This window comes from Acinetobacter sp. Tr-809, assembly GCF_011753255.1.
Lineage (GTDB): Bacteria > Pseudomonadota > Gammaproteobacteria > Pseudomonadales > Moraxellaceae > Acinetobacter.
In genome coordinates this window covers 18,288-45,200 of the sequence record NZ_VWVZ01000006.1, presented here as the reverse complement: position 1 = coordinate 45,200, position 26,913 = coordinate 18,288, and the positions used below count along the sequence as shown (strand labels likewise).

Here is a 26,913-nt window from a genome sequence, read left to right as displayed (position 1 = left end):
TCTCGAATTTAAGCTTCATTTTCACGTTGTTGCATTTGCTCAATCTGGTGGCGAAATGCTTCTACATCTTGGAAATCCTGATACACAGAGGCAAATCTAACGTAGGCGACATGATCCAATGCAAATAATGCCTGCATCACAATTTCACCAATGGTTCTGGATTTGACATCACGCTCGCCTAGACGACGAATCTGCGATTGAATATCACTGAGTACCGTTTCAATTTGTTCTTGAGTGACAGGACGTTTTTGTAAGGCATGCATTAAGGAACGACGCAATTTCTCCTCGTCAAACGGCTCACTTTTACCATCCGATTTGATGACGCGTGGCATCACTACATCATAACTTTCAAAGGTGGTAAAACGCTCCCCACAAATAACACACTCACGACGACGACGAATCTGGCAGCCTTCGGCAGCCAAACGGGAGTCTATGACTTTACTATCAGCAGCGTTACAAAATGGACAATGCATAGTTGCGCGATTATTTACTCACTTTGCTTAAGTGTAGCAAAGTTTCTTCATTTGCTGAACTAGCACCCAAAAGGCATAAAAAAAACAGCCCGATTAGGCTGTTTTTTTAAATTGGACGTTCTGCCAATTATTCGATACGTTCGCCATGTTGGCTAAGGTCAAGACCCATACGCTCATCATCAGCGCTGACACGGATACCAATCACCAGATCAATCACTTTCAGGATAATGAAGGTTACAATTGCGCTATATGCGATTGTTGCTAATACACCTTCAATTTGTACCCATAATTGACCAGCAAAAGTCGGAGCTAGTGCAACATTAGCCGCTTTGATGATTTCATCGCTATAGAAGATCCCTGTAAGAATCGCACCGACAATACCACCTACTGCGTGTAAACCGAATGCATCCAAGGCATCATCCGCTTTAAGTAGGCGTTTCAGGGCAGTAATCCCCCAGAAGCACACCACGCCACCAATCAAGCCCATGATTAAGGCACCACCAACACCGACGAAACCAGCAGCAGGCGTAATCACAACCAAACCAGCAACTGCACCTGATGCGCCACCAAGTACTGATGCTTTACCACGAATTAGACGTTCTACAATTAGCCAAGAGAATGCAGCAGCGGCAGCAGCAACTTGAGTTACAAGAATCGCCATACTTGCACGCGCACCAGCACCTAACGCACTACCACCGTTAAAGCCGAACCAACCTACCCAAATCAAGCTTGCACCAATAACCGTTAAAGTTAAGTTATGTGGAGCCATTGATTCACGGCCTAAACCAGTACGTTTACCTAGCATATAAGCTGCAACTAAACCTGCAACACCTGCGTTAATATGGACAACGGTACCACCCGCAAAATCTAATGCACCCGCTTTGAATAACCAGCCATCAGCCGCCCATACCCAGTGAGTGATTGGTGCATAAACCAAAATTACCCATACTGCGATAAAGACCATGAACGCTGAATACTTCATGCGATCTGCAATCGAACCGCTGATAATCGCAACCGTGATGATCGCAAACGTCATTTGGAAAATAACAAATAAGCTTTCAGGAATTGTTCCACTTAAGGCATCGAATGCAACGCCATTCAACATCGCCTTGCCCAAGTCACCAACATAAGCACCTGAACCAGAGAAAGCTAAGGAGTATCCTGCAATCACCCAGATTAAGCTGACCAAGATTGCTGCTGAAAGGCTGAACATCATGGTACTAAGAACGTTTTTCTTACGGACCATACCACCATAGAACAGCGCCAAACCAGGAATAGTCATCAACAGAACGAGTGCTGTTGAAACAAGAACCCAAGCTGTATCACCTGTATCTACTGTCGCCACAGCAGCTGGCGCAGCTTCTTCAGCAACAGGCGCTTCAACTGCAACAATTTCAGTTGTTGCAGTGCCCGTGTCCGCTACGGCTACAGTTTGTTCAGTCGCTGGTGTTGATGCAGCATCTTCTGCCCAAACCACCGCTGAACCACCTAAGAGTGCGCCAGATAGACTGAGCGCCATAAGCATTTTTTTCATTCGTGTCCCCCAACCTTATTTTGTGAGCTATTTCTCTTAATTTCTAACTCAGCAAAGTTTGTGCCAATTTAGACAGCATCTGGCCCAGTCTCACCCGTACGGATACGGATCACTTGCTCTAAATTCGTGACAAAGATTTTTCCATCACCAATTTTGCCTGTGCTTGCGACACGAGTAATTGATTCAATGACTGCATCAACCATTTCATCACTAATCGCAATTTCAATTTTTACTTTCGGTAAGAAATCAACGACATACTCTGCACCACGATACAATTCAGTATGACCTTTTTGACGTCCGAAACCTTTGACTTCAGTTACGGTAATCCCTTGAACACCAATTTCAGAGAGTGCTTCACGCACATCATCTAATTTAAATGGTTTTACAATTGCAGTTACAAGCTTCATGTTTGTTTTCCTTCGGCTTATTTTCACCAGTAAGGTTTTATGTTCAATTTTCATGCCAATATTTAAAGGTTGGGGATTTTTAAATATTGAGCACAAGCTTTCTTTATAACCTATTTAGCCTTGAAGATGTAGATAGTGCACTGAAAATAAGTTTCATTTCGCGATATTGAATAAAATCATAGAGTCACTCATCCTTCTGTCCCGAACTGTGCTAGAGGATTAGATCCAGCAGTGATACACTGAGCAGCAAATGTACATAACCTATTGAGCACTTTATGATTGAGACTCTTTTACAGGCAATTTTGCAGCAAGTAGACCAACCTAAAAAAGATTTAGAAAAAAACTTACGTGCATTATTGAATGAAAGTATCGAAAAACTAGACCTTGTCTCTAAGCAAGAACTCGACCGTCAAAGAACTGCACTCAATATAGCCAATCAACGCCTTACTGAACTTCAGCAACAGATGAAAATACTTGAGGAAATCGTTCAGAATAAAAAATAAGCACCAATTCGGTGCGATCAGCACTGAAAAATGATTAAAAATAAAGCACCACAATGGAACAATAATAAGATGTCTTTTGCCAAGATCTATACGAGAGGCTTATTGGGGCTACATGCCCCGCAAATTGAAGTTGAAGTCCACATTAGTTCAGGCTTGCCTTCACTCACAATTGTCGGGTTACCCGAAGCTGCAGTACGTGAAAGTAAAGACCGTGTCCGCTCAGCCATCATTAATAGCGGTTTTCAGTTTCCAACCAAGCGCTTAACCATTAATTTAGCGCCTGCGGATTTACCTAAAGATGGTTCCAGACTCGACTTACCAATTGCGCTCGGTATTCTGATCGCTTCAGGACAGTTACCAGAAAATAGCACTGAAGGCTTTGAATTTATTGGTGAACTGGCATTAGATGGACATTTACGCCCCATATCAGGTGCATTGACCATTGCGATGGCTTGTCAACATGCCCAACATCGCTTATTACTACCAACTGCAAATTTAGATGAAGCCAACCAGCTTCCCAATTTTGAAGTCTATGCAGCCAATCATCTACAAGAGGTTTGTGCACATTTTTCGGGCAACTCCCAGATTCAAGCTGCACCACAAAGAATAACCGCAGCCGCCTCTTATTATCAATTCGATCTTGCCGATGTAAAAGGACAGCTTCGCCCACGTCGTGCTTTGGAAATTGCTGCCGCCGGTGGGCACTCATTATTGTTTAAAGGGCCCCCAGGGACTGGAAAAACACTGTTGGCTTCACGCCTTCCTTCTATTTTGCCCCCTTTGAATGCACGCGAAAACTTAGAAGTTGCAAGTATTTATTCGGTTGCTAACGCACAACATACTTTTGGACAACGACCATTTAGAGCACCACACCATACCGCATCTGCAATTGCTTTGGTTGGCGGTGGTTCCCAGCCCAAACCTGGTGAAATCACCTTGGCGCATTTAGGTGTTTTATTTTTGGATGAGTTGCCTGAGTTTGACCGAAAAGTCCTCGAAGTGTTACGTCAACCACTGGAGTCCAAAGAGATTGTGATTTCACGAGCAGCACGGCAAATGACCTTTCCTGCAAATTTTCAATTTATTGCCGCAATGAACCCTTGTCCTTGTGGTTATGCTTTTAATCAAGATAGCCGCTGCCAATGTTCAGCAGAAAGCATTCAGCGTTATCAAAATCGAATTTCTGGTCCTTTATTAGATCGTATTGATTTGCACATTGATGTACCGCCCTTACAGGCACAAGAATTACAGGATCGAACCCCAACCGAAAACTCTGACACGGTACGGCAACGGGTTATCCATGCTTATGAAAAACAGATCCAAAGACAACAGTGTTTAAACCAGGCACTCTCTCCCAAATTATTAGAACAGCATGCTTCGTTAGATAACAGCTCGACGAAAATTATTGAGATGGCACAACAGCGGCTCAACCTTTCTGCTCGTGCCTATCATCGGGTGTTAAGAGTGGCTCGAACCATTGCAGATTTAGCTCAGAGTGAGTCAATCAATAGTCAACATATTACTGAAGCATTGTCCTATCGCGGCCAGCAAAATTAAAAAAGCGACCTAAAGATCGCTTTTCTATTGATAAGATTAAGTTAGAACGCATAACCAAGAGCTAATACCACTTTATTCTTTTGTTTGGTTTCATCACGAGTATAACCACCGAAAATATAATCCAGACTCCAAGTTGCGCCCGTATCGCCCAATGGGTGCGATAAACCCAGCGTTGCGTGACGGAAGGCAAAATCTGTTTTGGTCACATCACCAGCTTTGGCTTGATAAGCCAGATATTCATCGTCGTCGCCATAATAATAGGCTGCAACTTGTGCTTTCCCTGTAAAACCACCTGCAAGTTTTGGCGCATACGTCGCCAAGAAATAGGTATCGCCCTTGTTTCCGAAGGTAACATTATTTAATAAGGTCTGTGCGGTAATGCTGAAATCTTTATAACTTAGCCCCAAGATGGTTTCATAGCCTGTCGACTCCCAACCTGGATAATAGTAATAAACCGTTCCCCCAATTTGATAGCCAAGATCTTCGGTAATTTTGCCTTTATATCCTGCATAAAAATCATTCTCGAAGGACTTTTTCTCTTCCTTCACATCGGTTGGAGAAGTATTAAAATCAGCATAGGCAGCGGTTAAAGTCGAAAACCAATAGCCCAGATAGAATCCATTGTCATGGCTATAATCCAGCCCCCCTTGAACCGCTGGTGTATCACTTTCTGGTGAGTTGGTCATGCCACGTAAATTGTAGCTAGATACCACATTTACATTTCCTGTAATTGTGCCAGGAAATGGTAGTTTAGTTTCCTCAGCCAAACTCAAAGTTGATGCTGTGGTCAGCATTCCCAGTACAGCAGCCTTGCATGCAAATTTCATCATATTGGTCTCCCCCTATATTTTAGATACTCAATTGATTTTTAAGTTTTAAATTGCATCACCAGCTATTTAGCAAATGCTGTGCCAAGCTTAAATAAAAAATAAATCCCAATAAAATCAATAACTAAAAAGTAAAAAGTGAAACTTTTGGTTTATAGCGATATTTGTATTGCAAAAAATAAGAAAATCTTGCAACCAAAATGGGCTATTGGTACTCGACATAGCGCACAAAAGCACTGTTTTAGCCGAGTAAAGAACTTTCATTCATTCAAACCTTTATTTTTAATCTGCATAAAAAAACAACAAAACCAAGCAAACAATGTTTTAATCATGCAGTTAGATTGTTATTTAAAACACTGAATAAAACATACACAACAACATCATTTTTCCTCAGATTGGCTGATTTTTTATGATCAACGAAACCGCCCTATTTACTTTAGGACTCTTTGCCTTCTGTGGTGGCCTAATCGATGCCGCAGTAGGTGGTGGTGGTTTAGTACAAATTCCAGCGCTGTTACATGCATTGCCACAGCATAGTATTGCAACCGTTTTTGGCACCAATAAATTAGCAGTTTGGGCTGGAACTACAGCCTCGATTTTTAGATATGTTGGTAAAATCACTTTTGTGTGGAAGTTGCTGATTCCCACGATGCTAGCAGCATTTATATTCGCATTTATTGGTGCCATGACGGTTACCTATGTCCCAAAGCAATTGATGACGTATGTCGTTTTCTTTTTACTCATCAGCATGGCTATTTATACTTTTTTAAAGAAGGACTTAGGTGCACAAAGTACTTATGTCAAATGCGGGCATAAAGAAATCTGTCTCGGCATCCTTTTTGGAGGATTAATAGGCTTTTATGATGGTATTTTTGGACCTGGGAGTGGCAGCTTTCTTCTTTTTCTATTCGTCAAAGTGTTTGGTTTTGATTTTCTCAATGCATCTGCCTCCGCAAAAATTGTGAACCTTGGGACATTTAGCGCAGCACTGTTATTTTTTATCCCTACAGGTCATGTCTTGTGGGAAATCGGATTAACGATCGCTGCCTGTAATATTATGGGTTCTTTAGTGGGTGTTTTTCTGGCTTTACGCTATGGCAGCCAATTTATCAGATTCTTTTTTCTTGTCCTTTTAGTTTTTCTGATTATCAGAATGGGGCTATCTATATTCTAAATAGCTGTAAGACCTAGTTGAACCAAAGCTCTAGCGGCTTAAAACAATTCGGCCAAAATCTGTATAAAAAAGCCAGCAAAGATGCTGGCTTTTTCTTTCATCAAAGAAGATTAGAAGGTTTTGGTCAAACTAAATAACACACCAGTGTCATATGGCTTCTTCTGTGCATTGGTCATACCAGATTTACTGATATTTGTACCAACTACATCAACCTCAGCTAAGATACCAAGGAAGTTATAATTTACACCCAGTTTATAATCGACATAGTTATCGTCCTTACCAGGGCCACCAGCAACAACACTTAATGAGTCTGCATTTTTAAGCTTGTTGTAACCGACAGATGCAAGACCCGTTAAGCCTGTATCAGCAATTGGAGCAGAATAGCCGAGGTTGAAATACCAAAAATCATCACTTCTACCCCAATAATCTGGCGAATAATTCACACCAACACTTAGAGCGTCACCAGCAAAAATGGTTTCAGGGAATGTTAACTTTCCAAATACTTCAGTAAATGCCAAACCTTTTTTACCATTATAAGTATTTGTATAGTTTGACTTAGAACCAATATAACCATAATGGATGACACCGACGTCATATACTGGTTTAATTTTATCCGTCAATGCAAAGCTATTGGTAAATCCTAATGTCGCATCAGTTTCAGTAGATACACCAGGGATAGCAAAATCAACACTTGAACCCCAAAGAGCTAAATAAGCACCTGAAGTATGTGAAAATGTAAAACCACCTTGAATAGCGGGATTATTTGAAGATTGTGTTACACCGCGGAAACGATAATCTGTTGTAGCAGAGACGTTACCTGATGCTGTTATACCATAAAGTGAAGGCTTATCTTCCGCCATAGCAAAAGTCGAAGTCACTGCACAAATACTCAACGCGATTGCTTTACATGCAAATTTCATCATATTGATCTCCCCCATGATGGATATTCGACTGATTTATGTTTTAAATTGCATCGCAAAGTAATTAGCAATTGCTGTGCCAACTTTATAAAAACTGCGTTAAATCTCGATCTTGTCTCATAAAGGTGCTGAAGTTCAATCAAGAGTGTCTTGGAATTGGCACTTATCAAAAACAAATCAGTTTTTTTGAACTATTTAGAAGCAACAGAAAAATATAGAACATTTATTGCACAAAAAAGATGCATAGTATTTGGGGTCAAATCAACTGAGCCGCTCAAAAGACAAGCATTTTATGGAAAAAAGCAGCGATGTATCATAAAGGTGCATTGGCAAAAAACTTAAATTAACCTGAACATCTGTAACTTTTGGATTGATCAGTCACTGCCATTCGTCGGGATGGTATTTTTTGCAAACCAATACGCTTATTTTTTAAACAAAGAAAAAATAACTCATTAAATAAAAAGAAAAAATAATGCAATAAATCACATATTTTTATAAAAATAAATCAAAAAATATACAGCTTATTTTACAACCAAAATAAATTAAATTAGATATAAAAATCATTATCTTAAATTTAATTTGATGTTTTTTTAAACGAGAAACAAATCATAAAATTATATAAGTATTTTATTTAATATTAATTAAATTATTTTAATAAAAATCTATCTTTTTTATGCATAACTTATACAATTGGTCAAAATTTCGGTTCTATCCCAAATTTATTTTTTTTAATGAGGCGAGCTATGCCAAAGGCAAATAAACTTACTTTAGCGGTTTTGATTAATGCCGCGTTAATTACCTCAACATATGCAAGCGAACAAAGCGAAGCAAAAGGACTTGTTGAAGATGCCAAAGGGGATATTTTATTCCGTACTGGTTATTTAAATCGTGACAAAAAGAATGGTGTCGAAGACACTAGCTCATATGCTCAGACGGCAATGGTAAAACTGGAAACTGGTTTTACTCAAGGTTTAGTTGGCTTTGGTGCGGGTATTATTGGTGATGCGTCTTTTAAATTAGGCTCAAACAAAAATGCTGGTAACGGCATGATCCCACGCGAACGCCTAAATGGTGTAGATGGTGCGGGTGACGCATATGACCATTGGGCACGTGGTGGCGGTTTTGTAAAAGCACGTATTTCTAATACGACCGTGACCTACGGTACACAAATCCTTGATTTACCTGTTTTAGCAAGTAACACTGCTCGTCTAGTTCCTGAATATTTTGAAGGTGTACTAGCAAACAGCCGTGAAATTAATGGCTTAGAGTTAACTGCAGGTAAATTCACAAAAAACCAATATTCTGACCAAATTAAATCTGATGGCAACCGCTTAGACCAAGCAGTCGTTTGGGGTGCTAAATACAAAGTAAACGATCAATTAAATACAGCTTACTACGGTACTGATATCAAAGATCGTTTAGAACGTCATTACGCAAACGTGAACTTTAAACAAGCTTTAGCTAATAATAGTTCATTAACTTATGACTTTAGCGGTTACCATACTGACTGGGATCGTAAATCAAATGACAGCCTATATTCTTATATTGGTTCAGCAGATGATAAGTTCCAAAACTCTATTTGGGCAATATCTACAACATATAACACTGGCCCACATACTGTAATGGTTGCCTATCAACAAAACAGTGGTAATGCTGGTTATGACTATGGTCTTGGTAAAGGTGTAGGTGATGGTCACCAGACAATCTACCTTCCAAACTCTTACCTATCTGACTTTATTGGTAACGATGAAAAATCTGCTCAACTTCAATATAGCCTTGATTTTGGTAGCTTCGGTGTACCAGGCTTAAGCTGGACTACAGCCTTTGTCTATGGCTGGGATATCGATGCAAATGCAGCAGTTAAAAATGCAAGTGATCAGGTTATTGCCCGTGTACGTACAGCAGATAATGCAACTGAACGTGAATTCTTTAACCAAGTGAAATACACCGTTCAATCTGGTTTTGCCAAAGATGCGAGCTTACGTTTACGTCACTCGTACTACCGTGCAAGCGATGCGTATGATCAGACTTATATCGGTGATACCAACGAATGGCGTATCTGGCTTGATATCCCTGTGAAATTATTCTAATTCACAGTTGATCAAGCAATAAAAAAAACTCCATTCAAATGAATGGAGTTTTTTTTATGACCAGATTTTAAATTTTTAAACTCTGGTCGAGCATCTCAAAGTTACTTTTTAGCAGCTTCGATTGCTTTAAGTACTTCAGCTTTCGCAACGTCAGCACCTTCCCAACCACTGATTTTTACCCACTTACCAGGCTCTAAATCTTTGTAGTGAGCAAAGAAATGCTCAACTTGGCTGATCAATAATGGCGGAAGATCCGTATATTCTTGAACATCTTTATAAAGTGGAGATAATTTTTCGTGTGGAACAGCGATTAATTTCGCATCGATACCACCATCATCTTCCATTTTTAATTTGCCTACTGGACGGCAACGAATCACAGAACCAGCAGCAACAGGATGTGGAGTTACAACAAGTACGTCTAATGGGTCACCATCTTCAGACAATGTATTTGGTACATAACCGTAGTTTGCTGGGTAGAACATTGCTGTACCCATGAAACGGTCTACAAATAACGCATCTGAATCTTTATCGATTTCATATTTGATTGGCGCTGCATTTGCAGGAATTTCGATGATGACATAGATGTCATTAGGTGCGTCTTTACCCGCAGGAATATTGCTATAACTCATATCAACACTCGTTTAATATTGTGAAGTCAGATGTAAATCGGACAGATTATAACGTGAATACAATGAAAATGATGCTAGATATGCAAACAGCTGGAGAATTTTATAACCAGCGGCAATCAGGTCATTTTGATTGTGATCACGAACAGTAAAATTGGACAAAGCAGAGAGAAAAACCAAATGATTGAACGCAAAGTCGCTAAATTGGCTAGATAACAGATGCCGTAAATCACACGGAATACGATGTAAGCCCAACCCAAGGTAAGAATAAAGCGTTCTGGCACGACCATATATTCTGCCATCAAAATCGCAGCAATAAACAAAGGTAAACTTTCAAAGCTATTTTGTTGCACTGCATTGGCGCGTGCAGACAACCCTGTTGTTTTAGCTAAAAACTCGCGCGGATTTTGATTATCTTTTGCTTGAAAACCACCTTTTGATTTTGCAATCAAGGTAAATACATACGGCAACAAACATGCGACTATAATCATCAATATAATGCCGCTAATACCTTGCATGCTGACATCCATCATTTGAAGTTCTTCTGATCATGCTATCATAATCTATAATTTATTGAACTTTCATTTATGCTTGTTCTACAAGCGTTTCTTTTACACCGCGTTTTTGTGTAAAAGTTGTGTTTTTTCATACAGTTTTAAGGTCAAACTATGCAGCAGCAAGATCAAAAAGAAATGTTTGATGTTTTGGCACAACAACGACAACATCAACTCTTGGTTGATCGTGTGCTGAAAGTTGTGCTCCCTATCATGGCATTTCTACTCAGTGTGATTTGCGCCAATCTAAATTGGCAATCCACCTTAGGCACATTTGTCATTCTAACAGTTGCCTTTTATGCCGTTGGCATTTATCGCTTAACGCTCTGGCATTGGTTGGCAGTCATTGTGCTGTATGCTATTGCTGATAATTATTTTAGCTTTAATGGCATTGATCCAACCCGTTTACGTTTCCAACTCGTGACCATGGTGGTTTTTGTCGGCATTGTCGGTATTGGACGACCTTATATCGACCGCTGGTTAATGAAATCAAATAGCACCAAATAAAAAAAACGCTGCGATTGCAGCGTTTTTTTTATTTACTGTACTTAAGCTGGTTTACGTAAATCTTTACGTAAGATTTTACCTACGTTTGACTTCGGTAATTCTTCCATAAACTCAACATAACGTGGGCACTTATAACCTGTTAGGTTTTGTTTTGCATAAGCAATAATTTCTTCAGTGGTTAAAGAAGGATCTTTTTTCACGATGAATAATTTTGGCACTTCACCTGATTTTTCATCTGGAACACCAATCGCAGCCACTTCCAATACTTTTGGATGTTTCGCAATCACTTCTTCAATTTCACTTGGATAAACGTTAAAACCAGATACCAAGATCATGTCTTTCTTACGGTCAACAATCTTCACATAACCACGTGAATCCATGACACCGATATCACCTGTACGGAAGAAATTATCAGCAGTCATGACTTTTGCTGTTTCATCTGGACGGTTCCAATAACCTTTCATGACTTGTGGACCACGGATTGAGATCTCACCTTGTTCACCCAGTGCGACTTCATTACCGTCATCATCCAAGATCGCAACTTCAGTTAATGGTAATGGAATACCAATGGTGCCACTGAATTCAGTTGTTGCAGGTGGATTCGCTGTTGCAACAGGTGAAGTCTCAGATAGACCATAACCTTCAATAATGGTTGTACCTGTGATCTTTTTCCATGCTGCCGCAGTTGAAGGCAATACCGCCATACCACCGCCCATCGCCATCTTCAGATTGCTATGGTCAAGTTGTTTGAACTCTTCATTGTTCACTAAAGCATTAAACAATGTGTTTACTGCTGGGAAGAATGATGGCTGGTATTTACGTAATTCACCAACCACTGCTGGCAAGTCACGTGGATTTGGAATCAAGATATTCGCTTGGCCTTTATACATACCGTAAAGCGCACATACCATGAACGCAAAGATGTGATACAGCGGTAATGCACAAACAATGCGGTCACCTTTGGCACTGTCAGAAGCACCAAACTTACTTGAGAAAATTGCTTCACACTGAAGTAAATTTGCAACAAGGTTACGATGCGTCAATTCAGCACCTTTAGAAACACCTGTTGTACCACCTGTGTATTGCAGTACAGCCGTATCGCTCAAAGTTAAACTTGGACGTTTATAATTGCTTGGATTAGCTTTATTTAATGCAGCATTAAATTTAGTGTGACCTGGGATATTCCACGCTGGGATTTGCTTACGAACTTTACGTAACACAAAGTTGACCAATGTGCCTTTCAGCGTACCCAACATATCACCCACTGAAGCCACCACAACATGCTTCACAGGTGTTTTACCAATAATGCTTTGATAAACGCTGGCAAAGTTTTCAATGATCACCAATGCTTCCGCACCAGAGTCATTCAATTGATGCTCAAGCTCACGCGCTGTGTACAATGGATTCACGTTTACAAGCACTAAACCTGCGCGAAACACACCTAAAGCCACCACTGGATATTGGAAAACGTTCGGCATCATTACCGCAACACGTGTTCCTTTTGCTAAGCCTAAGCTTTGTAAATAAGCAGCAAATTTACGGCTAGCGACTTCTAATTCATTAAACGTTAAAACTTTATCCATGAAGATAAAGGCATCGCGTGAACCAAATTTTTGGAAATTGCGTTCAAAAATATCAACAAGTGAGGTGTTTTCAGCAGGCAGTTCAACTGTTTCTGGAATTCCTGTCTTTTGGTATTCAGCAAACCAAATCTTTTCCATAATGCCATTATCTCCGAGTGGTAATCCTTAAAAATGTAACAACGTTACGTCCATGACAAAACATTTTTTTTAACTTTTTGAATTGCCCTGTCAATCTATTCAAACAATATGAATACATTGTCATATATAACGTATTTGTATCACAGAATACTAGCCTTATCTCTGAATGAAGAGTCTATTTGCTTTTTGATATCCACGTGGTAAAAGTTGCCCCTTTGTTGCTCTTTTTCCTAGATATTTTTGTAAATCATCGCCTTTCAGTTTTAGATGCTGTTGTCCTGCAGCGACTTGGATTATTTCATCTAAAGTCAAGGTTGTCATGGATAAAATTTGCTCTTTTTCATCAAGTTGTATCAACTTGTTACCTTTACCTTTATTCAGAACTGGAAGTTCAGCTAAATCAATAATCAATAACCGTCCTGATGAACTTAGAATCGCAACATGAGTTGCCTGCTGAATCGGCAGCAATGGCAAAGCAATTCCCTTATCTGCAACCGTCAAGAATGCCTTACCTGCTTTGGCATTGGTATCCAATTGCGCGGCCTGGGTTTTAAAGCCATAACCTTTTGAGCTGACAGCGAGTAATTCATTATTATCATCCTCTATAAAGACTTGGATAAATGAAACACCACTGGCTGGAGACAGTTTTGAACTAAGCGGCTCACCTAAGCCACGTGCCGATGGCAAGCTGCTAATTGGCAAGGCATAACTACGTCCTGTTTGATCTAAGAAGTACACACGCTGATTGGTTTTACCCACCGCATGACTTAAATATTGGTCTCCCGCTCGGAAGTTAAGATTTGCAGCATCTACTTCCGCCCCTTTGGCAGCACGCACCCAACCTGCTTCTGACAAGACCACAGTCACCGCTTCTGCTGGCATTAAATCTTGTTCTTTAATCTGAACCGCGTCTGCGCGAGCAACGATTGGTGAACGACGATCGTCACCAAATTTTTTCGCGTCTTCTTTTAACTCACTGATAATAAGATTTTTCAATGATTCAGGATTTGCCAATTGCTCACGAATAATGGCAGCTTTAGCTTCCAGTTCTTCTTGCTCACGGCGAATTTCCATTTCTTCAAGTTTGGCTAAATGGCGGAGCTTGAGTTCTAAAATGGCTTCAGCTTGAATTTCATCAATGCCAAAATGCTGCATCAATACAGGTTTTGGCTGGTCTTCTTCACGAATAATCCGAATCACGGTATCAATATCTAAGTAGGCAATTAAAAGACCAGCCAAGATATGTAAACGCTTTTCAATTTTGGTTAAATGATATTGCAAACGACGCGTTACCGTTTGCTTACGGATCTCAATCCACTCTAACAAGATTCGGCGAATCGATTTCACCTGTGGGCGACCGTCGGCTCCAATCATGTTCAGGTTGACACGATAGCTTGATTCCAAATCAGTCGTCGCAAACAAGTGACTCATTACCGTTTCTGCATCGACACGATTCGAGCGCAGCACAATTACCAAACGCGTTGGATTTCGATGATCAGATTCATCACGAATATCAGCAACCAGTGGCAACTTCTTGGCAATCATTTGATCGGCAATTTGGGTCACAACCTTTGAACCAGAAACCTGATAGGGTAATTCGCTAATCACGATTTCATTTTTCTCGACCGTATATACTGCTCGAACACGGTAACTACCACGACCTGTGGTTTGAATTTTCAGTAATTCTTCAGGCGGAGTAATAATTTCAGCTTTGGTCGGTAAATCTGGCGCAGGAATATATTCTGCTAATTTTTCATCTGTGGTTTCAGGATTGCGAATCAGTGCAATCGTGCCTTTCACCACTTCACGCAAGTTATGTGGTGGGATATCGGTTGCCATCCCTACCGCGATACCCGTGGTACCATTCAATAAAATATTGGGAATACGTGCAGGCAACGTGATTGGCTCTTTCATTGAACCATCGAAGTTATCTTGCCATTCGCTGGTGCCTTGTCCAAGCTCACTCAGCAATAATTCACTATAAGCTGAAAGTTTAGCTTCGGTATAACGCATTGCCGCAAATGATTTTGGATCATCAGGTGAACCCCAGTTGCCCTGACCTTCAACCAATGGATAACGATAGCTAAATGGCTGAGCCATCAACACCATCGCCTCATAACAGGCTGAGTCACCATGTGGATGGTATTTACCGAGTACGTCACCAACGGTACGTGCCGATTTTTTCGGCTTACCCGTCGATTTTAAGCCCAGTTCGCTCATCGCATAGACAATACGGCGCTGTACAGGTTTTAAACCATCACTGATATGGGGCAATGCACGATCCATAATCACGTACATGGCATAGTTCAAGTAAGCCTGTTCAGTGAATTCGGCTACGGAACGGTTTTCTGTTGCATGATGTGCAAGGCTGGTCATTTCAGCGAGTCATCCAAAATCATTTATTATCGTCAATGTTTTGTATGCTATGTGGATGAAAGCGTTGTGACAAGTCCTTGTTGTTGTTTAAACGTCAAATGGTGTCTTAGGAAGATTACAATGCCTCAAAACTTAAACATTCTTCATGATTTAGAAGCTGACAAGCGGCATAAAGCCGCTATTCAAGATAATATTTTTTGCTCTTGTCATATATTTTTCTTTTAACTTAGAAAAATCAATGCTCATCTGTGGAAGAAGCAGACTCGGCATCATCTTCTTTATAAATAAATTTCGGCATTTCCAAACCAAAATAAATTGCAATCAAACGTAGCGTAAAGCCAAATACCAAGGTAAAAATCACAGTAAGATCGTGTGGTAAACCAACTTCCAAGCATACCCAATAACAAATTACCGCAACAAAGGAGATACTGGCATAGAGCTCACGACGGAACACCAACGGTACGTCATTACACAGAATATCGCGCAGAATACCACCCGACACTCCAGTGAGTACCCCTGCAACCGCTGACACCACAAAGCCATGCCCCATCGACAAGGCAATCTGGCAACCAATAATAGTAAAACCAATTAAACCTAAGGCATCGAGTACCAAGAAGATATTACGCAGATGGCGCATCCATTTGGCAATAATAATCGTGACAAAGGCAGCAATACAGGTCAGTACCAAATATTCAGGATGCTTGACCCAGGTTAAAGGATAATGCCCGAGCAGCACATCACGTACTGAGCCACCACCTAATGCCGTGACACAGGCAATCAGTACCACACCAAACCAGTCCATACTGCGTCGACCTGCGGACAATGCACCTGTCATCGCTTCCGCAGTAATGGCAATAATATAAATTACGGTGAGTAACATCTGCCTACATCCCTAAATCAGGCGTAAAAGTGTGCGCTATTCTAAGACAAACTTAGATGAATTGCGCACAACATTGCTTAAATTTTTTCCCTGAGCCACAAATGCAGGGTTGTTTCATGGTGATTTGCATGTCTAGAGTCGGGTCAAGGAAATACCACTGTTGTTGATGCAATACAAAATGTGAAATTTCATGATGAATATGGGCCTGTTTACCATCATGATAATGTGCCTTGAACTCTACCAGTGCATGGGTTTTATCCAGCTTGGGTTGATGCTGCACCACGTCCAGTTTGAGCCATTGATTCGATTGGCTCCAGTCGGCAATCGCTGCCCGATCTAAAGCGCTTTGCTGCCCCAAGGCTGTCGTTTGCAGAATATAGTCAATCTGTTGCAATGCAAAAGCACTATAACGTGAGCGCATCAATTGCTCCGCAGTTTGAGCAACTTGCTGTTTTAAGTGCAACGGCTGACAACATGCAGCATATCGCCCCTGCCCACATGGACAATTTTGTGATGGTGTCATTTCCAATTCTCAAATAAAAATAGCCCTGAGAAAAACCTTGTACCACAAGGTCAAACTCAAAGGCTATTTGCTAAAGCTTAATTATTTCTCGGTTGTCTTCTCTTTCGCAAGGATGCGCACTTTTTCAATCTTGTGCCCATCCATTGTCACCACTTCAAAACGATAGCCATCGACTTCAATCATGTCACCATTTTCAGGTAAACGACCCAGATGGAATAAGATATAACCCGACAAGGTTGAGTATTCTTCGCTTTCGTCGACCAAATCTTTGCCCAATAACAAAGAAACGTGACGAATGTCGGTTGAACCTTCTAACAACATAGAACCGTCATCTAGACTTTCTGCAGTTGCTTCCAATTCATCTTCATCAGGGAATTCACCCGCAATCGCTTCTAGCATATCAATTGGAGTGGCTATCCCTTCAATCGAACCATATTCGTTCAGGACAATCGCCATTTGTAATGGTGCTTGACGTAACTGTTCCATCACCATCAGTACTTGTGCATTTTCATGCACAATCACAGGTTCACGTAAGTGTTTACTGAAATCAATCGCACCAGTTTCGATATATTCATTCAATACTTTATGAGTAAGAACAATACCTTCGATATTGTCTAACTCACCGCGGGCAATGATCAAACGCGAATGGGTCATTGCCATTAAACGTTCTTTTAACTCAGCTGGATCATCATCCAAGTCTAGCCACTCCAACTCTGGGCGCGGTGTCATCACCGACTTGACTGGACGCTCAGATAAACCCAATACCCCTTGAACCAAGACACTGTGATATACGCCATTGTCTTCATCAAAGACTTCTTTGGCATAAGCTTGAGTCGCTAAAACATCTTCTGCTTCTTTGTTCTGACTTTCGTTACCATTGCCCTTACTGCCCAACATACGCAGTACGGCAGAGGCGGTGCGGTAACGTAAATCGGTGGTCGTCACCAATTTCTCTTGGTTACGACGCATGGTTTGGTTGACCATTTCCACCAACACCGAGAAACCAATCGCAGCGTATAAATAACCTTTTGGAATATGGAAACCAAAGCCTTCAACCACCAATGAGAAACCAATCATCATCAGGAAGCCAAGACACAGGATCACCACGGTTGGATGCTTATTCACAAAGTCCATCAGTGGTTTTGATGCCCAAAGCATAATACCAACAGCAATAATCATTGCCAGCATCATTACACTCTGATGCTTCACCATGCCAACCGCAGTAATCACACTATCTAAAGAAAAGACGGCATCCAAAACTACAATCTGAACAATAACCATCCAGAAAGTAGCATGTACTGGATTTTCTTCTTTCAGGGTTTGGTGACCCTCAATTCGCTCATGCAGCTCCATGGTGCCCTTAAATAATAAGAACACACCACCAAACAGTAAAATCAGGTCACGACCAGAAAAGGCATGGTCAAAAATATGAAATAGTGGTTCAGTGAGTGTCACCACCCATGCAATTGCCGCAAGCAATCCCAAACGCATCATTAAGGCGAGAATCAAACCTACTCTACGAGCAGCATTGCGTTGTTCTGGTGGTAATTTCTCTGCCAGAATTGCAATAAAAACGAGGTTATCAATACCTAATACAATTTCAAGCACCACCAATGTGGCTAAGCCAACCCATGCAGCTGGATCAGACATCCATTCCAGAATCATTGAAGTGACTCCTCTGCAAAATCAGCAATATTATTATGAAGTTGAGATTTTAAAAGGTCGGCACAAACAGCCAAAACATTTTTTTTAGGAAATAAGAACAATGCGGAGCGACAACAACCACTACTCATAGAGGGACAAAGATTAATAAAAGGATTTTCAGTATAGGCAAGATTGCAGTGAAATTCATCTTTTTTTGTGTTGAGGATGTTTTCAAATTCTTTCGAGGTACACCAAAAGCCCATTGTATGTAAAGTGTGCATAAAACTGTCACAAACCTGATTTAGCCTAGACAAGCACAATGAAAATGATAAGGTGAAAATAAACGAATGAATAGTGTATTAAGAATGACAGAGAAAAAAAGCATTAACCCGACTCCCATAACCACCCAATCTCTTATTGCGCTATATTGCGGTTCACGTACAGGCAACAAGCCAATTTACCGAGACAAGGCCATTGAACTTGCCCAGCATATTGCCAATCAAGGCTTCGGTATAGTCTACGGTGGTGCCAGTATTGGCCTGATGGGACAAGTGGCAGATACCGTACTGGAACATAGTGGCGAAGTAGTTGGTGTGATACCAGAATTTATGCTGGATTATGAAATTGCCCACCATAAACTGACCGAACTGCATATCGTCAGTAGCATGCATGAACGCAAAGCCCTAATGGCTGAACGTGCCAGTGCCTTTATTGCTCTACCAGGTGGTTTGGGAACTTTTGAAGAGATTCTGGAAATTGCCACTTGGGGACAACTCAACCAGCACCAGAAACCGATGATCATTTATAACGTAAACCGTTTTTATGATGCCTTGATTGCACAGCTTGATCATGCGGTCGAAGAAGGCTTCTTACCACCGCAGCACCGTGCCAAAGTGATTATTTGTGAAACACTGGAACAGATTTCAAGTGTGATTAAAAACTTAAATACACCCAGCCATATTGAAGTTTAAAACCACCCCATATAAAAAAAGCGGATCACATCGACCCGCTTTTTTTATATCTAAGACTTATTGTACATTCACTTGATATACCGCAGTTGAACCACTGACTTCATTACCCACCACCAATAAAGGCTTGCCGTTTGGTGAGTCTTTTGCTGTTATGAAAATTAAGCCTTCAGGTCCTAAGTCGCCCTGTTTCGCAGCATCGGTTTCAACAAAATTACGCGTCGTAAAATATTCAATAAACTTCGGTTTATTCGGTGTGCTAATGTCATACACCATCACCCCACTCATCCGCTCTAAGCCAATAAAAGCAAAAGTTTTCTTCCCAATCGTACCGATAGCAATACCCTCAGGCTCAGGACCTTTAGCTGCACTTCGTTTATCAAACGCTACTTCCTCATGATCAGTATTAAAGTAATTCGGGAAAAGCTCTGCTATTTTCTTTTCGAATTCGCTACCAGAGTCCCAGATCATTTGACCTTGCGTATTCCAGATACTGAATGAACGTGCACCATAAGCGTAAAGCTTGTCATAGACCAAATAACCATCTGCATCCAGTTTTGGCGTACCATCCGCAGACATCTGGTAACCCTTGGTCCAAGTTACTTTTAAACGGCCTAATTGGCTATCTTCACGACATCCTTTTGCATCTGTTGTCGTTGCCCCACAATAACCAAATACTGCGGCATTCAATCTCGCACCTTTGACGCCCACCGCAATTTTCTGCAAATGTGCTGGATATTCGTCTTTCACTTTATTGGTAAAACCACTGCTCTTGAATAAATCCTTCACACGTATTTCTTCGACAAAACCTTTGCTGGTATCACCGCCAAAATATGCATCTGAATCTTTTAACCAAGCTCTTGCATCACCTTCATTCGCAGTAACCAAATAGGTTTGACCATTGGCTTGATAATTGGCAATCGAGTCAGGTTGATACATACCAACCAAACCAGCCCATGTTTTGATATCGATCTTTTTGTCTTTATCACTGACATCCAGTTCATTACCAATTTGCCCATGATCTTTATAACCCAATGGATAAATATCGGTGACTTTCTGCTGAGCGATATCTATTCGTGCAATCGCATTGTTTTCTTGCAGCGTGACCCACGCAGTTTTGCTGTCTGCAGAAATGGTTATATATTCTGGTTCTAAATCCTGAGCCACACTCGCATTTGGTCCAAAAATACGCACACCTTTAGTGATTAAATCTGCCTTTTGTGTATTCCATGCCTGAAAGTCCGCTACGCTGGCTTTGGGCTGTTGAATATTGCTGATATCAATAATGCTGACTGAACCTTCAGGATCAACTGAGTAGTCATCATTTGGTTCACCTTCATTGGCGACCAAAACAGTTTTACCGTCTGGACTAAAAGTCAACATATCCGGCAATGAACCTACGGCAACTTTGCTGATAAAACTTAAGTCTTTGGCATTAAAAAATACCACAATACCTGTATCAGTTTTTTTCTCGGCTTGGACCGCAATCGCAACAATGCCATTTTTAACCGCAACGCTGTTCACTTCCGAATTGGCTAAATAAGTACGGGCAGAAAGCTCTGCAAGATGAACTGGCTTTTCAGGTTTAGATGCATCTAAGACATCGACTAAGCCCTTTTGGGCATTAACCACAAAGAGCCGTTTGCTAGCGGCATCATAAGCGGGAATTTCAGCAGCACTTTTAGCGAAAACATTGGTTTCATAGCGCCCCAATAAACTTAACTTAATCGTTTCAGGCGTTGCTTCGACCACTTCCTCTACTGGAGTGTTTGTTTTGTGATTGTCGTTGTCATCATTACACGCCACTAACCCCACCGACAGTAATGCCGTCAGTAACACTGAAATCTTAAATTTCATGATCAAATTCCATACAATTTATTCTGTATGGCTAATCTAGTCGTTGGTGATGCAAATTCGATGACACTTTAATGTCAGTTTCATGACCACTCTTTGACAATTTTAGGCTTTATTTCACGCACAGTTGCATTAAACTAAAACTGCCTTTTTATCCATCATGGCTCATGACAACGACAACACATCAAGCGGTACAGCCTGAATTCCGAATGTTGGTGCTCTTGGTCTCGATTGGCTTTTTTATGCAAGCCTTGGACACCACCATCGTCAACACGGCAATTCCTGCCATGGCAGTACAACTCAATGAAAATCCCCTGCAAATGCATGGTGTCATTGTGGCCTATGTGCTGTCGGTTGCAGCATGTATCCCTTTAAGTGGTTGGTTGGCTGATCGCTTCGGTATTCGTAATATCTATCTGAGTTCCATGGTGATTTTCAGCTTGGCCTCGCTTGGCTGTGGCTTGTCACAAAACCTAGAACAATTATTATTTTTCCGCGTCATTCAAGGCATCGGTGGTGCTTTGCTGATGCCCGTAGGGCGCTTGGCTTTATTAAAACTGATCCCACGCTCCCAATTTCTGTCTGCCATGAGTCTGATGAGCCTTGCAGGTTTGATTGGTCCATTAATGGGACCGACCTTGGGTGGTTGGCTAGTTGAAGTGACAACCTGGCACTGGATTTTTTTGATTAATCTGCCAATGGGTCTACTCGGCATGATCATGACTTTTAAAGTCATGCCGAACCAGAAAGAGCCAACAGTCAAATCCTTCGATTTAAGCGGTTTTATCCTGTTAATGGTCGCAATGGTTGGTCTGTCTTTAGGGATTGAAAATATTGCTTCATCTCAATATTCCAGCCTGATCAGTATTGGTCTACTCATTGCAGGATTGTTTGCAGCAATAGGCTATGCCTACCATGCGCATACGCATCAAAATGCGCTATTTCATGGTCGCCTATTTCGCTACAAAATTTTCTCGATTGGCGTACTTGGCAATTTCTTTGCCCGTCTCGGCAGTAATGCGATTCCGTTCATCTTGCCATTGATGTTACAAGTGGCTTTTGGTTTCGAGCCGCTCATTACTGGCTTAATGATGATTCCAATGGTCTTGGGTTCATTATTTTCCAAACCGATTATTCGCCCTTTGATTCAACGGGTCGGCTATCGTCGTTTTCTACTGACCAATACCGTCTTGGTTGGTTTGTGCATCGCCAGTTTTTCATTGATGACAGCCGCGACACCGCTTTGGTTGAAAGTGCTACACCTGTTTATCTTCGGTACACTCAATTCGCTACAATTTGTCGGCATGAATACCCTGACCCTGAAAGACTTAGCACAACAGGATGCCAGCAGCGGCAATAGCTTCTTATCCATGATTATGATGCTTTCAATGAGTATCGGGGTAGCGTTGGCAGGGACACTGATTAATGTGTTTGGGCAACACCTCTCAAGTGCATCACTAAGTACGGCATTCCATGCCACCTTGATCACACTTGGCTGTATTAACATCATTACCGCACTGGTATTTTGGCAAATCCCCAAAGAAACTACAGATTAAAGCGAAGAACCTAGAATTCGAGCCAATAAACAGAATAAGGAAAAGTAAAATGATCGTTCCCCAACATTGGGCAGAGGCCAAAACAAGAACCAAGATTGCAGGGCGACAATACACCATTAAACGCTTTGGTTGGTCAGATCAAAACCTTGCAGCAGCACAATCGCATGCCGAGCAACGTGTAGCCGAAGCAATTGAAAGGATCAAGGTCGGCGAAAATATCCGAAGAATCGACCATAAAGTTCCCTACAATGGTGCCGAAGGTGTACCAATCAGAGAACAGATTATTGCTCAGCATGATGATGTCATTATCACGCGAAACTCCTACGGCGCATTATGCTTAAATACCCCAGATGTGTTATTTGCAGCTATCGATTTCGAATACGTACCTCGCTTTAGACTATATTTGTTGGCTTTTTCATTGTTAATGCTGCTCGCGAGTATTGGGGCTGTTTACTTTGGTTCATGGATGATCTTGGGAATCGGATTGATTGTTTCCCTCATCTTGGCAGGGCTGCTTGGCAAAGGACTGTTCTATTTACAAAGCAAGTTGTTTGGAACTCCTGAACAGCGTGCATTGTCATCGATTCAGGATTTCTCTCAACAGCATCCCACATGGCATTTACGTGTTTATCTCACGCCAAAAGGTTATCGTGTGCTGGTAATGCATCAGATCTTTGAACCTAAAAGTAATGAAGCTCAATTATTATTTAACGCCATTCATGCAGATCCCAACTACGTCCGAATGTGTAAAAATCAGAATTGCTTCCGAGCCAGAATCAGCCCAAAACCTTGGCGAATTGGTGTGAATCGCTTAGCACTCGGGGTCTGGCCCGTCAGCGAAGCACGTTTAGTGATACGTGAAAACTGGGTTCGAGACTATCAGAAACAAGCTGAGAACTATGCATCATGCAAATTTGTGGCACAATTAGGCAGTCAGGTGACCCACATGAAGGCGAAGCGAGTACAATCTCTACATGACCAATACTGTAAATCTGACACTCGCTTAGACATCGCATAATACAAATGATATGGCAAAAAAATCGATAAAATTTCCACGCACTCAACATTATCCGACTTACGCCAGTATCGGTTTAGCCGTCATGTTGGGTGTAGTCAGTTACTTTGGTTTGTTCTATCAGCAAAAGGCCTCGGCACAAGATTATTCCATCCGTGGCTTTGATGTGTCTCATCATCAAGGTGAGATTAACTGGAACAAAATCTCACCGATGCAATATCAATTCGTCTATCTCAAAGCAACTGAAGGTGGTGATTTTAAAGATCGCAACTTTCAACAAAATTGGTTAAAGGCGCGTGAACAAGGCCTGCATGTGGGTGCTTATCATTTTTATCGCCTGTGTCGTGATGGTGCCATACAAGCTGAAAATTTTATTGCGACCGTTCCGAAAAAAGCCGATGCCTTGCCGCCTGTGATCGATTTGGAATACGACAGTAATTGCATCAACACTTATACCAAAGAGCAGCTACTCAAAGAAATTCAGGTCATGCATGACCAACTGCAAAAACATTATGGCAAACAACCGATTTTTTATATTTCCAAAAGCTTTTACCACATTGTTTTGATGGGAAACTTTAATCAGACCCCACTTTGGGTTCGTGATTATGAAGGTAAACCTGAACTCAAAGATGGTCGACAATGGCTGTTTTGGCAGCATAGCAGCCAAGGCAAAATCGACGGTATTCCCAAAGCCGTGGATTTAAATGTCTATGCCGAATCGCCAAAACAATGGCGGATTTTTTTGAAAGCACAAGGCATTGAAGATGCCAAATGAGTTACGCAAAATCATCCATATCGACATGGATGCCTTCTATGCCTCTGTTGAACTCAAAGATCGCCCCGAGCTAAAAGATTTACCTGTGGTGATTTCCTCACATCATCCAAGAGCCGTCATTGCCGCAGCGTCTTATCCTGCCCGTGTCTTTGGACTCCGTTCTGCCATGTCGATGGGACAAGCCAAAAAACTCTGTCCGCAAGTCATCGTGATCGAACCGAATTTTGAAAAATACCGCGAAGTTTCTGCTCAAATTCATCAGATTTTTCAGCAATACACATCCTTAATTGAACCGCTTTCTTTAGATGAAGCCTATTTGGATGTGACTGAAAACTTAAAAAATATTGCCAGTGCCACCGAAGTCGCTACACAGATCCGTGCTGATATTTTTGCAGTCACAGGACTAACCGCCTCTGCGGGCGTGGCACCAAATAAGTTTTTGGCAAAAATTGCCTCGGATTGGAACAAACCTAATGGTTTATTTGTGATTAAACCCAATCAGGTGCTACGTTTTATCCAAGATTTAGCCTTGAATAAAATTCCTGGAGTAGGCAAAGTCACTCAAGAACGCTTGCAGCAACTGAATTTACATACCTTGGGCGATCTGCAAAAAATCGACGAAAATGTGCTGATTCATCATTTTGGAAAGTACGGCAAACAACTGTATTTATATGCACAAGGCATTGATCATCGACCAGTCAAAGCTGAACGGGAACGTCAGCAGATTTCTAAGGAAATTACTTTTGACGATGATTACACTCTTGCTCAATGCAGCCATGCATGGCAGCCATTGACTGAACAAGTCTGGCGCAGCCTGAATAAAAAGCAGCTGACTGCCCGTGGTGTAACCGTCAAACTCAAGCTTAAAAATTTCCAAGTCTTACAGCACAGTAAAAGCTTTAAGCAGGCGCTGCAATCGCAACAAGACTTGGGACAAGTGCTATTACAACTGCTCGATGAAATGCATATCGACCCAGAATTTCAATTTCGTCTGGTTGGGGTAGGTGTTTATCAATTACAACCGCTACAGGAAGAATCACAACTTTCTTTATGGTGATGCGGTTTTTTTGTACAACCATACAATACTGACTGAAATTTATGTTTGCTTTTTATCCAATTTTCAGTACTCTAAACAGCGCAATAACATTATCCGTGTGACTTGCTTTGCTAAAGAAATCCTCACTTTTAGCATCTGCTCCTGTGGTTGGCGTGACGATCAAATCCGAATATTACAGGGCACTTCAAGTGTTCTTTATCAAGCCCCCTTCCCTATAAATATCTCAATTTAATCCTGCTCTCCTTGGCTACTTCAGTTAAACTCAGTTCATAAAACTAGAATACTCACGATTACGATTCGCTTATGAAGCAAAAACAAATTCTCTGTGTCGAAGATGAAGCCGCCATTGTCCTGCCGCTACGTTATGCGCTTGAGCGTGAAGGCTGGCTGGTGAGCTGGGCCAATACAGGAACCCAAGCATTACAATTACTGGCACAACAATCTTTTGATTTTATTATTTTAGATGTCGGCTTACCTGACCTAAATGGATTTGAAGTCTGTAAAAAACTGCGTCAGAAAGACCAAACTCCTTTGCTATTTTTAACAGCACGTGATGATGAAATTGATCGAGTGGTCGGTCTAGAAATTGGTGCGGATGATTATTGCAGCAAGCCCTTTAGCGCACGAGAAATTGTGGCAAGAATCAAAGCGATTTGGCGCAGGATGGAAGTTCAGGCTCAGCCTGTTACAACATCTGTACCAACACCAGAAACTGAAGTCATTTTGCAATCAGCAATCTGGTCATGTAACCCACAGTCCTTGCAAATTAATTATCATCAACAAGCACTACAACTGACTCGCTATGAATACCGCTTGTTATTTTTATTGATTCAACATCCAGAACAGGTATTTAGCCGTCAACAATTGATGGATCATATTTGGGAACATCCAGAGCATAGTTTGGAACGTACAGTCGATACCCATATTAAAAGTTTAAGGCAAAAGCTCAAACAAATTACCCCACATGATGATCCGATTCGCACCCATCGTGGCTTTGGCTATAGTTTGATGCAATTCTAAGGTCTGTTTCTAAATATAATCTCAACAGCTAGACTATCAATTATGGAAAAAAATATAAGTATGCATGATTGGTCTCTCATCTCTATTCACTTAGATTGGATCCAATCTCATCTTACGATTCATTTAAAAAACAACCAATCAGAAGATATAATGCTAATTGCGGAAAGATTTAAAACATTTAATATCTCCCAAAAAAATGAGTGGGGTGAAAGTATTTCAATAAATCAGATATTAAACTTCTCCATTTTAGAAAATGGGAATTCATTTATACAAATAGAAGTTCAATCTGGTGATCTTTTAGAAATTGAAGCAGAAAAAATAATGCTCCCATTTCCATCCTCAATTTAGAGGC

Annotated in this window: 26 protein-coding genes; 12 read left to right on the top strand and 14 right to left on the bottom strand. The window is 41.1% G+C overall.

The window, feature by feature from the left end; genetic code table 11:
- Positions 1–8: 8 nt before the first annotated feature.
- From nrdR to glnK, 3 genes are all read right to left on the bottom strand, one after another.
- On the bottom strand, positions 9–473 hold the full coding sequence (gene nrdR, locus F3J02_RS13860) for a transcriptional regulator NrdR (RefSeq protein WP_167250178.1): 465 nt from the start codon (positions 471–473) through the stop codon (positions 9–11).
- 127 nt (positions 474–600) lie between these two features.
- Entirely contained in the window at positions 601–2,007 is a 1,407-nt protein-coding gene (locus F3J02_RS13855; protein ID WP_167250176.1) for an ammonium transporter, read from the bottom strand.
- A gap of 68 nt (positions 2,008–2,075) precedes the next feature.
- On the bottom strand, positions 2,076–2,414 hold the full coding sequence (gene glnK / locus F3J02_RS13850; protein ID WP_004656379.1) for a P-II family nitrogen regulator: 339 nt from the start codon (positions 2,412–2,414) through the stop codon (positions 2,076–2,078).
- 275 nt (positions 2,415–2,689) lie between these two features.
- On the opposite strand from glnK, the gene F3J02_RS13845 reads away from it, so the two are divergent.
- Together F3J02_RS13845 and F3J02_RS13840 are read left to right on the top strand one after the other, a co-directional pair.
- The gene (locus tag F3J02_RS13845) at positions 2,690–2,917 is read left to right on the top strand and encodes an accessory factor UbiK family protein (protein WP_167250174.1); all 228 of its coding nucleotides are present in this window, start codon (positions 2,690–2,692) and stop codon (positions 2,915–2,917) included.
- Positions 2,918–2,986: 69 nt separating this feature from the next.
- Positions 2,987–4,474: a YifB family Mg chelatase-like AAA ATPase gene (locus F3J02_RS13840; RefSeq protein ID WP_167250580.1), complete on the top strand. Its 1,488-nt coding sequence runs from the start codon at positions 2,987–2,989 to the stop codon at positions 4,472–4,474.
- A 41-nt stretch (positions 4,475–4,515) separates the two neighbouring features.
- On the opposite strand, the gene F3J02_RS13835 is transcribed toward F3J02_RS13840, so the two are convergent.
- Positions 4,516–5,304, bottom strand: a complete 789-nt coding sequence (locus F3J02_RS13835) for a TorF family putative porin (RefSeq protein WP_167250172.1) — start codon at positions 5,302–5,304, stop codon at positions 4,516–4,518.
- 406 nt (positions 5,305–5,710) lie between these two features.
- Between F3J02_RS13835 and F3J02_RS13830 the strand changes: the two genes are divergently transcribed.
- Positions 5,711–6,475, top strand: coding sequence for a sulfite exporter TauE/SafE family protein (locus F3J02_RS13830; protein ID WP_167250170.1), 765 nt, complete (start codon positions 5,711–5,713; stop codon positions 6,473–6,475).
- Between the two features lie 110 nt (positions 6,476–6,585).
- Here the strand turns inward: F3J02_RS13830 and F3J02_RS13825 are convergent, their stop codons facing one another.
- Positions 6,586–7,398 (bottom strand): TorF family putative porin, encoded by an 813-nt coding sequence (locus F3J02_RS13825; protein ID WP_216076281.1) that lies wholly within the window; start codon positions 7,396–7,398, stop codon positions 6,586–6,588.
- 740 nt (positions 7,399–8,138) lie between these two features.
- Between F3J02_RS13825 and F3J02_RS13820 the strand changes: the two genes are divergently transcribed.
- Positions 8,139–9,485: an OprD family outer membrane porin gene (locus F3J02_RS13820; protein ID WP_167250166.1), complete on the top strand. Its 1,347-nt coding sequence runs from the start codon at positions 8,139–8,141 to the stop codon at positions 9,483–9,485.
- A 101-nt stretch (positions 9,486–9,586) separates the two neighbouring features.
- Here F3J02_RS13820 and ppa read toward each other — a convergent pair whose 3' ends face one another.
- Positions 9,587–10,114, bottom strand: a complete 528-nt coding sequence (gene ppa, locus F3J02_RS13815; RefSeq protein WP_004656389.1) for an inorganic diphosphatase — start codon at positions 10,112–10,114, stop codon at positions 9,587–9,589.
- A gap of 116 nt (positions 10,115–10,230) precedes the next feature.
- Positions 10,231–10,629, bottom strand: coding sequence for an MAPEG family protein (locus F3J02_RS13810; RefSeq protein ID WP_004802081.1), 399 nt, complete (start codon positions 10,627–10,629; stop codon positions 10,231–10,233).
- A gap of 150 nt (positions 10,630–10,779) precedes the next feature.
- Here F3J02_RS13810 and F3J02_RS13805 point away from each other — a divergent pair, with 150 nt between their 5' ends.
- Entirely contained in the window at positions 10,780–11,172 is a 393-nt protein-coding gene (locus F3J02_RS13805) for a hypothetical protein (protein WP_167250164.1), read from the top strand.
- A 41-nt stretch (positions 11,173–11,213) separates the two neighbouring features.
- On the opposite strand, the gene F3J02_RS13800 is transcribed toward F3J02_RS13805, so the two are convergent.
- The 6 genes from F3J02_RS13800 to F3J02_RS13775 all read right to left on the bottom strand — a co-directional run bounded on the left by F3J02_RS13800 (position 11,214) and on the right by F3J02_RS13775 (position 18,597).
- Positions 11,214–12,893 carry a long-chain-fatty-acid--CoA ligase gene (locus F3J02_RS13800; protein ID WP_167250162.1) on the bottom strand — a complete coding sequence of 560 codons (1,680 nt, stop codon included), beginning with the start codon at positions 12,891–12,893 and terminating at the stop codon, positions 11,214–11,216.
- Positions 12,894–13,049: 156 nt separating this feature from the next.
- The gene (parC, locus tag F3J02_RS13795; RefSeq protein WP_167250160.1) at positions 13,050–15,269 is read right to left on the bottom strand and encodes a DNA topoisomerase IV subunit A; all 2,220 of its coding nucleotides are present in this window, start codon (positions 15,267–15,269) and stop codon (positions 13,050–13,052) included.
- A 235-nt stretch (positions 15,270–15,504) separates the two neighbouring features.
- Positions 15,505–16,149: a trimeric intracellular cation channel family protein gene (locus F3J02_RS13790; protein ID WP_004802075.1), complete on the bottom strand. Its 645-nt coding sequence runs from the start codon at positions 16,147–16,149 to the stop codon at positions 15,505–15,507.
- 52 nt (positions 16,150–16,201) lie between these two features.
- Positions 16,202–16,672 carry a YchJ family protein gene (locus F3J02_RS13785; protein WP_167250158.1) on the bottom strand — a complete coding sequence of 157 codons (471 nt, stop codon included), beginning with the start codon at positions 16,670–16,672 and terminating at the stop codon, positions 16,202–16,204.
- Between the two features lie 81 nt (positions 16,673–16,753).
- Positions 16,754–18,337, bottom strand: a complete 1,584-nt coding sequence (locus tag F3J02_RS13780) for a TerC family protein (RefSeq protein WP_167250156.1) — start codon at positions 18,335–18,337, stop codon at positions 16,754–16,756.
- The gene (locus tag F3J02_RS13775; protein ID WP_228284357.1) at positions 18,334–18,597 is read right to left on the bottom strand and encodes a hypothetical protein; all 264 of its coding nucleotides are present in this window, start codon (positions 18,595–18,597) and stop codon (positions 18,334–18,336) included. Before F3J02_RS13775 ends, F3J02_RS13780 begins: the two co-directional genes overlap by 4 nt.
- A 66-nt stretch (positions 18,598–18,663) precedes the next feature.
- Here F3J02_RS13775 and F3J02_RS13770 point away from each other — a divergent pair, with 66 nt between their 5' ends.
- Positions 18,664–19,287, top strand: coding sequence for a TIGR00730 family Rossman fold protein (locus F3J02_RS13770; protein ID WP_167250154.1), 624 nt, complete (start codon positions 18,664–18,666; stop codon positions 19,285–19,287).
- Between the two features lie 57 nt (positions 19,288–19,344).
- Here F3J02_RS13770 and F3J02_RS13765 read toward each other — a convergent pair whose 3' ends face one another.
- A complete protein-coding gene (locus F3J02_RS13765) occupies positions 19,345–21,141 on the bottom strand; it encodes a choice-of-anchor I family protein (RefSeq protein WP_167250152.1) in 1,797 nt (598 codons plus the stop codon).
- 164 nt (positions 21,142–21,305) lie between these two features.
- Here F3J02_RS13765 and mdtD point away from each other — a divergent pair, with 164 nt between their 5' ends.
- The 6 genes from mdtD to F3J02_RS13735 all read left to right on the top strand — a co-directional run bounded on the left by mdtD (position 21,306) and on the right by F3J02_RS13735 (position 26,909).
- Positions 21,306–22,694, top strand: coding sequence for a multidrug transporter subunit MdtD (gene mdtD, locus F3J02_RS13760; RefSeq protein ID WP_167250150.1), 1,389 nt, complete (start codon positions 21,306–21,308; stop codon positions 22,692–22,694).
- 49 nt (positions 22,695–22,743) lie between these two features.
- Positions 22,744–23,712: a hypothetical protein gene (locus F3J02_RS13755; protein WP_167250148.1), complete on the top strand. Its 969-nt coding sequence runs from the start codon at positions 22,744–22,746 to the stop codon at positions 23,710–23,712.
- 10 nt (positions 23,713–23,722) lie between these two features.
- A complete protein-coding gene (locus F3J02_RS13750) occupies positions 23,723–24,484 on the top strand; it encodes a GH25 family lysozyme (protein ID WP_167250146.1) in 762 nt (253 codons plus the stop codon).
- A complete protein-coding gene (gene dinB, locus F3J02_RS13745; RefSeq protein ID WP_167250144.1) occupies positions 24,474–25,541 on the top strand; it encodes a DNA polymerase IV in 1,068 nt (355 codons plus the stop codon). Before F3J02_RS13750 ends, dinB begins: the two co-directional genes overlap by 11 nt.
- A gap of 303 nt (positions 25,542–25,844) precedes the next feature.
- Positions 25,845–26,561, top strand: coding sequence for a two-component system response regulator CreB (gene creB, locus F3J02_RS13740; RefSeq protein WP_167250142.1), 717 nt, complete (start codon positions 25,845–25,847; stop codon positions 26,559–26,561).
- A gap of 42 nt (positions 26,562–26,603) precedes the next feature.
- Positions 26,604–26,909, top strand: coding sequence for a hypothetical protein (locus tag F3J02_RS13735; RefSeq protein WP_167250140.1), 306 nt, complete (start codon positions 26,604–26,606; stop codon positions 26,907–26,909).
- Positions 26,910–26,913 lie beyond the last annotated feature (4 nt).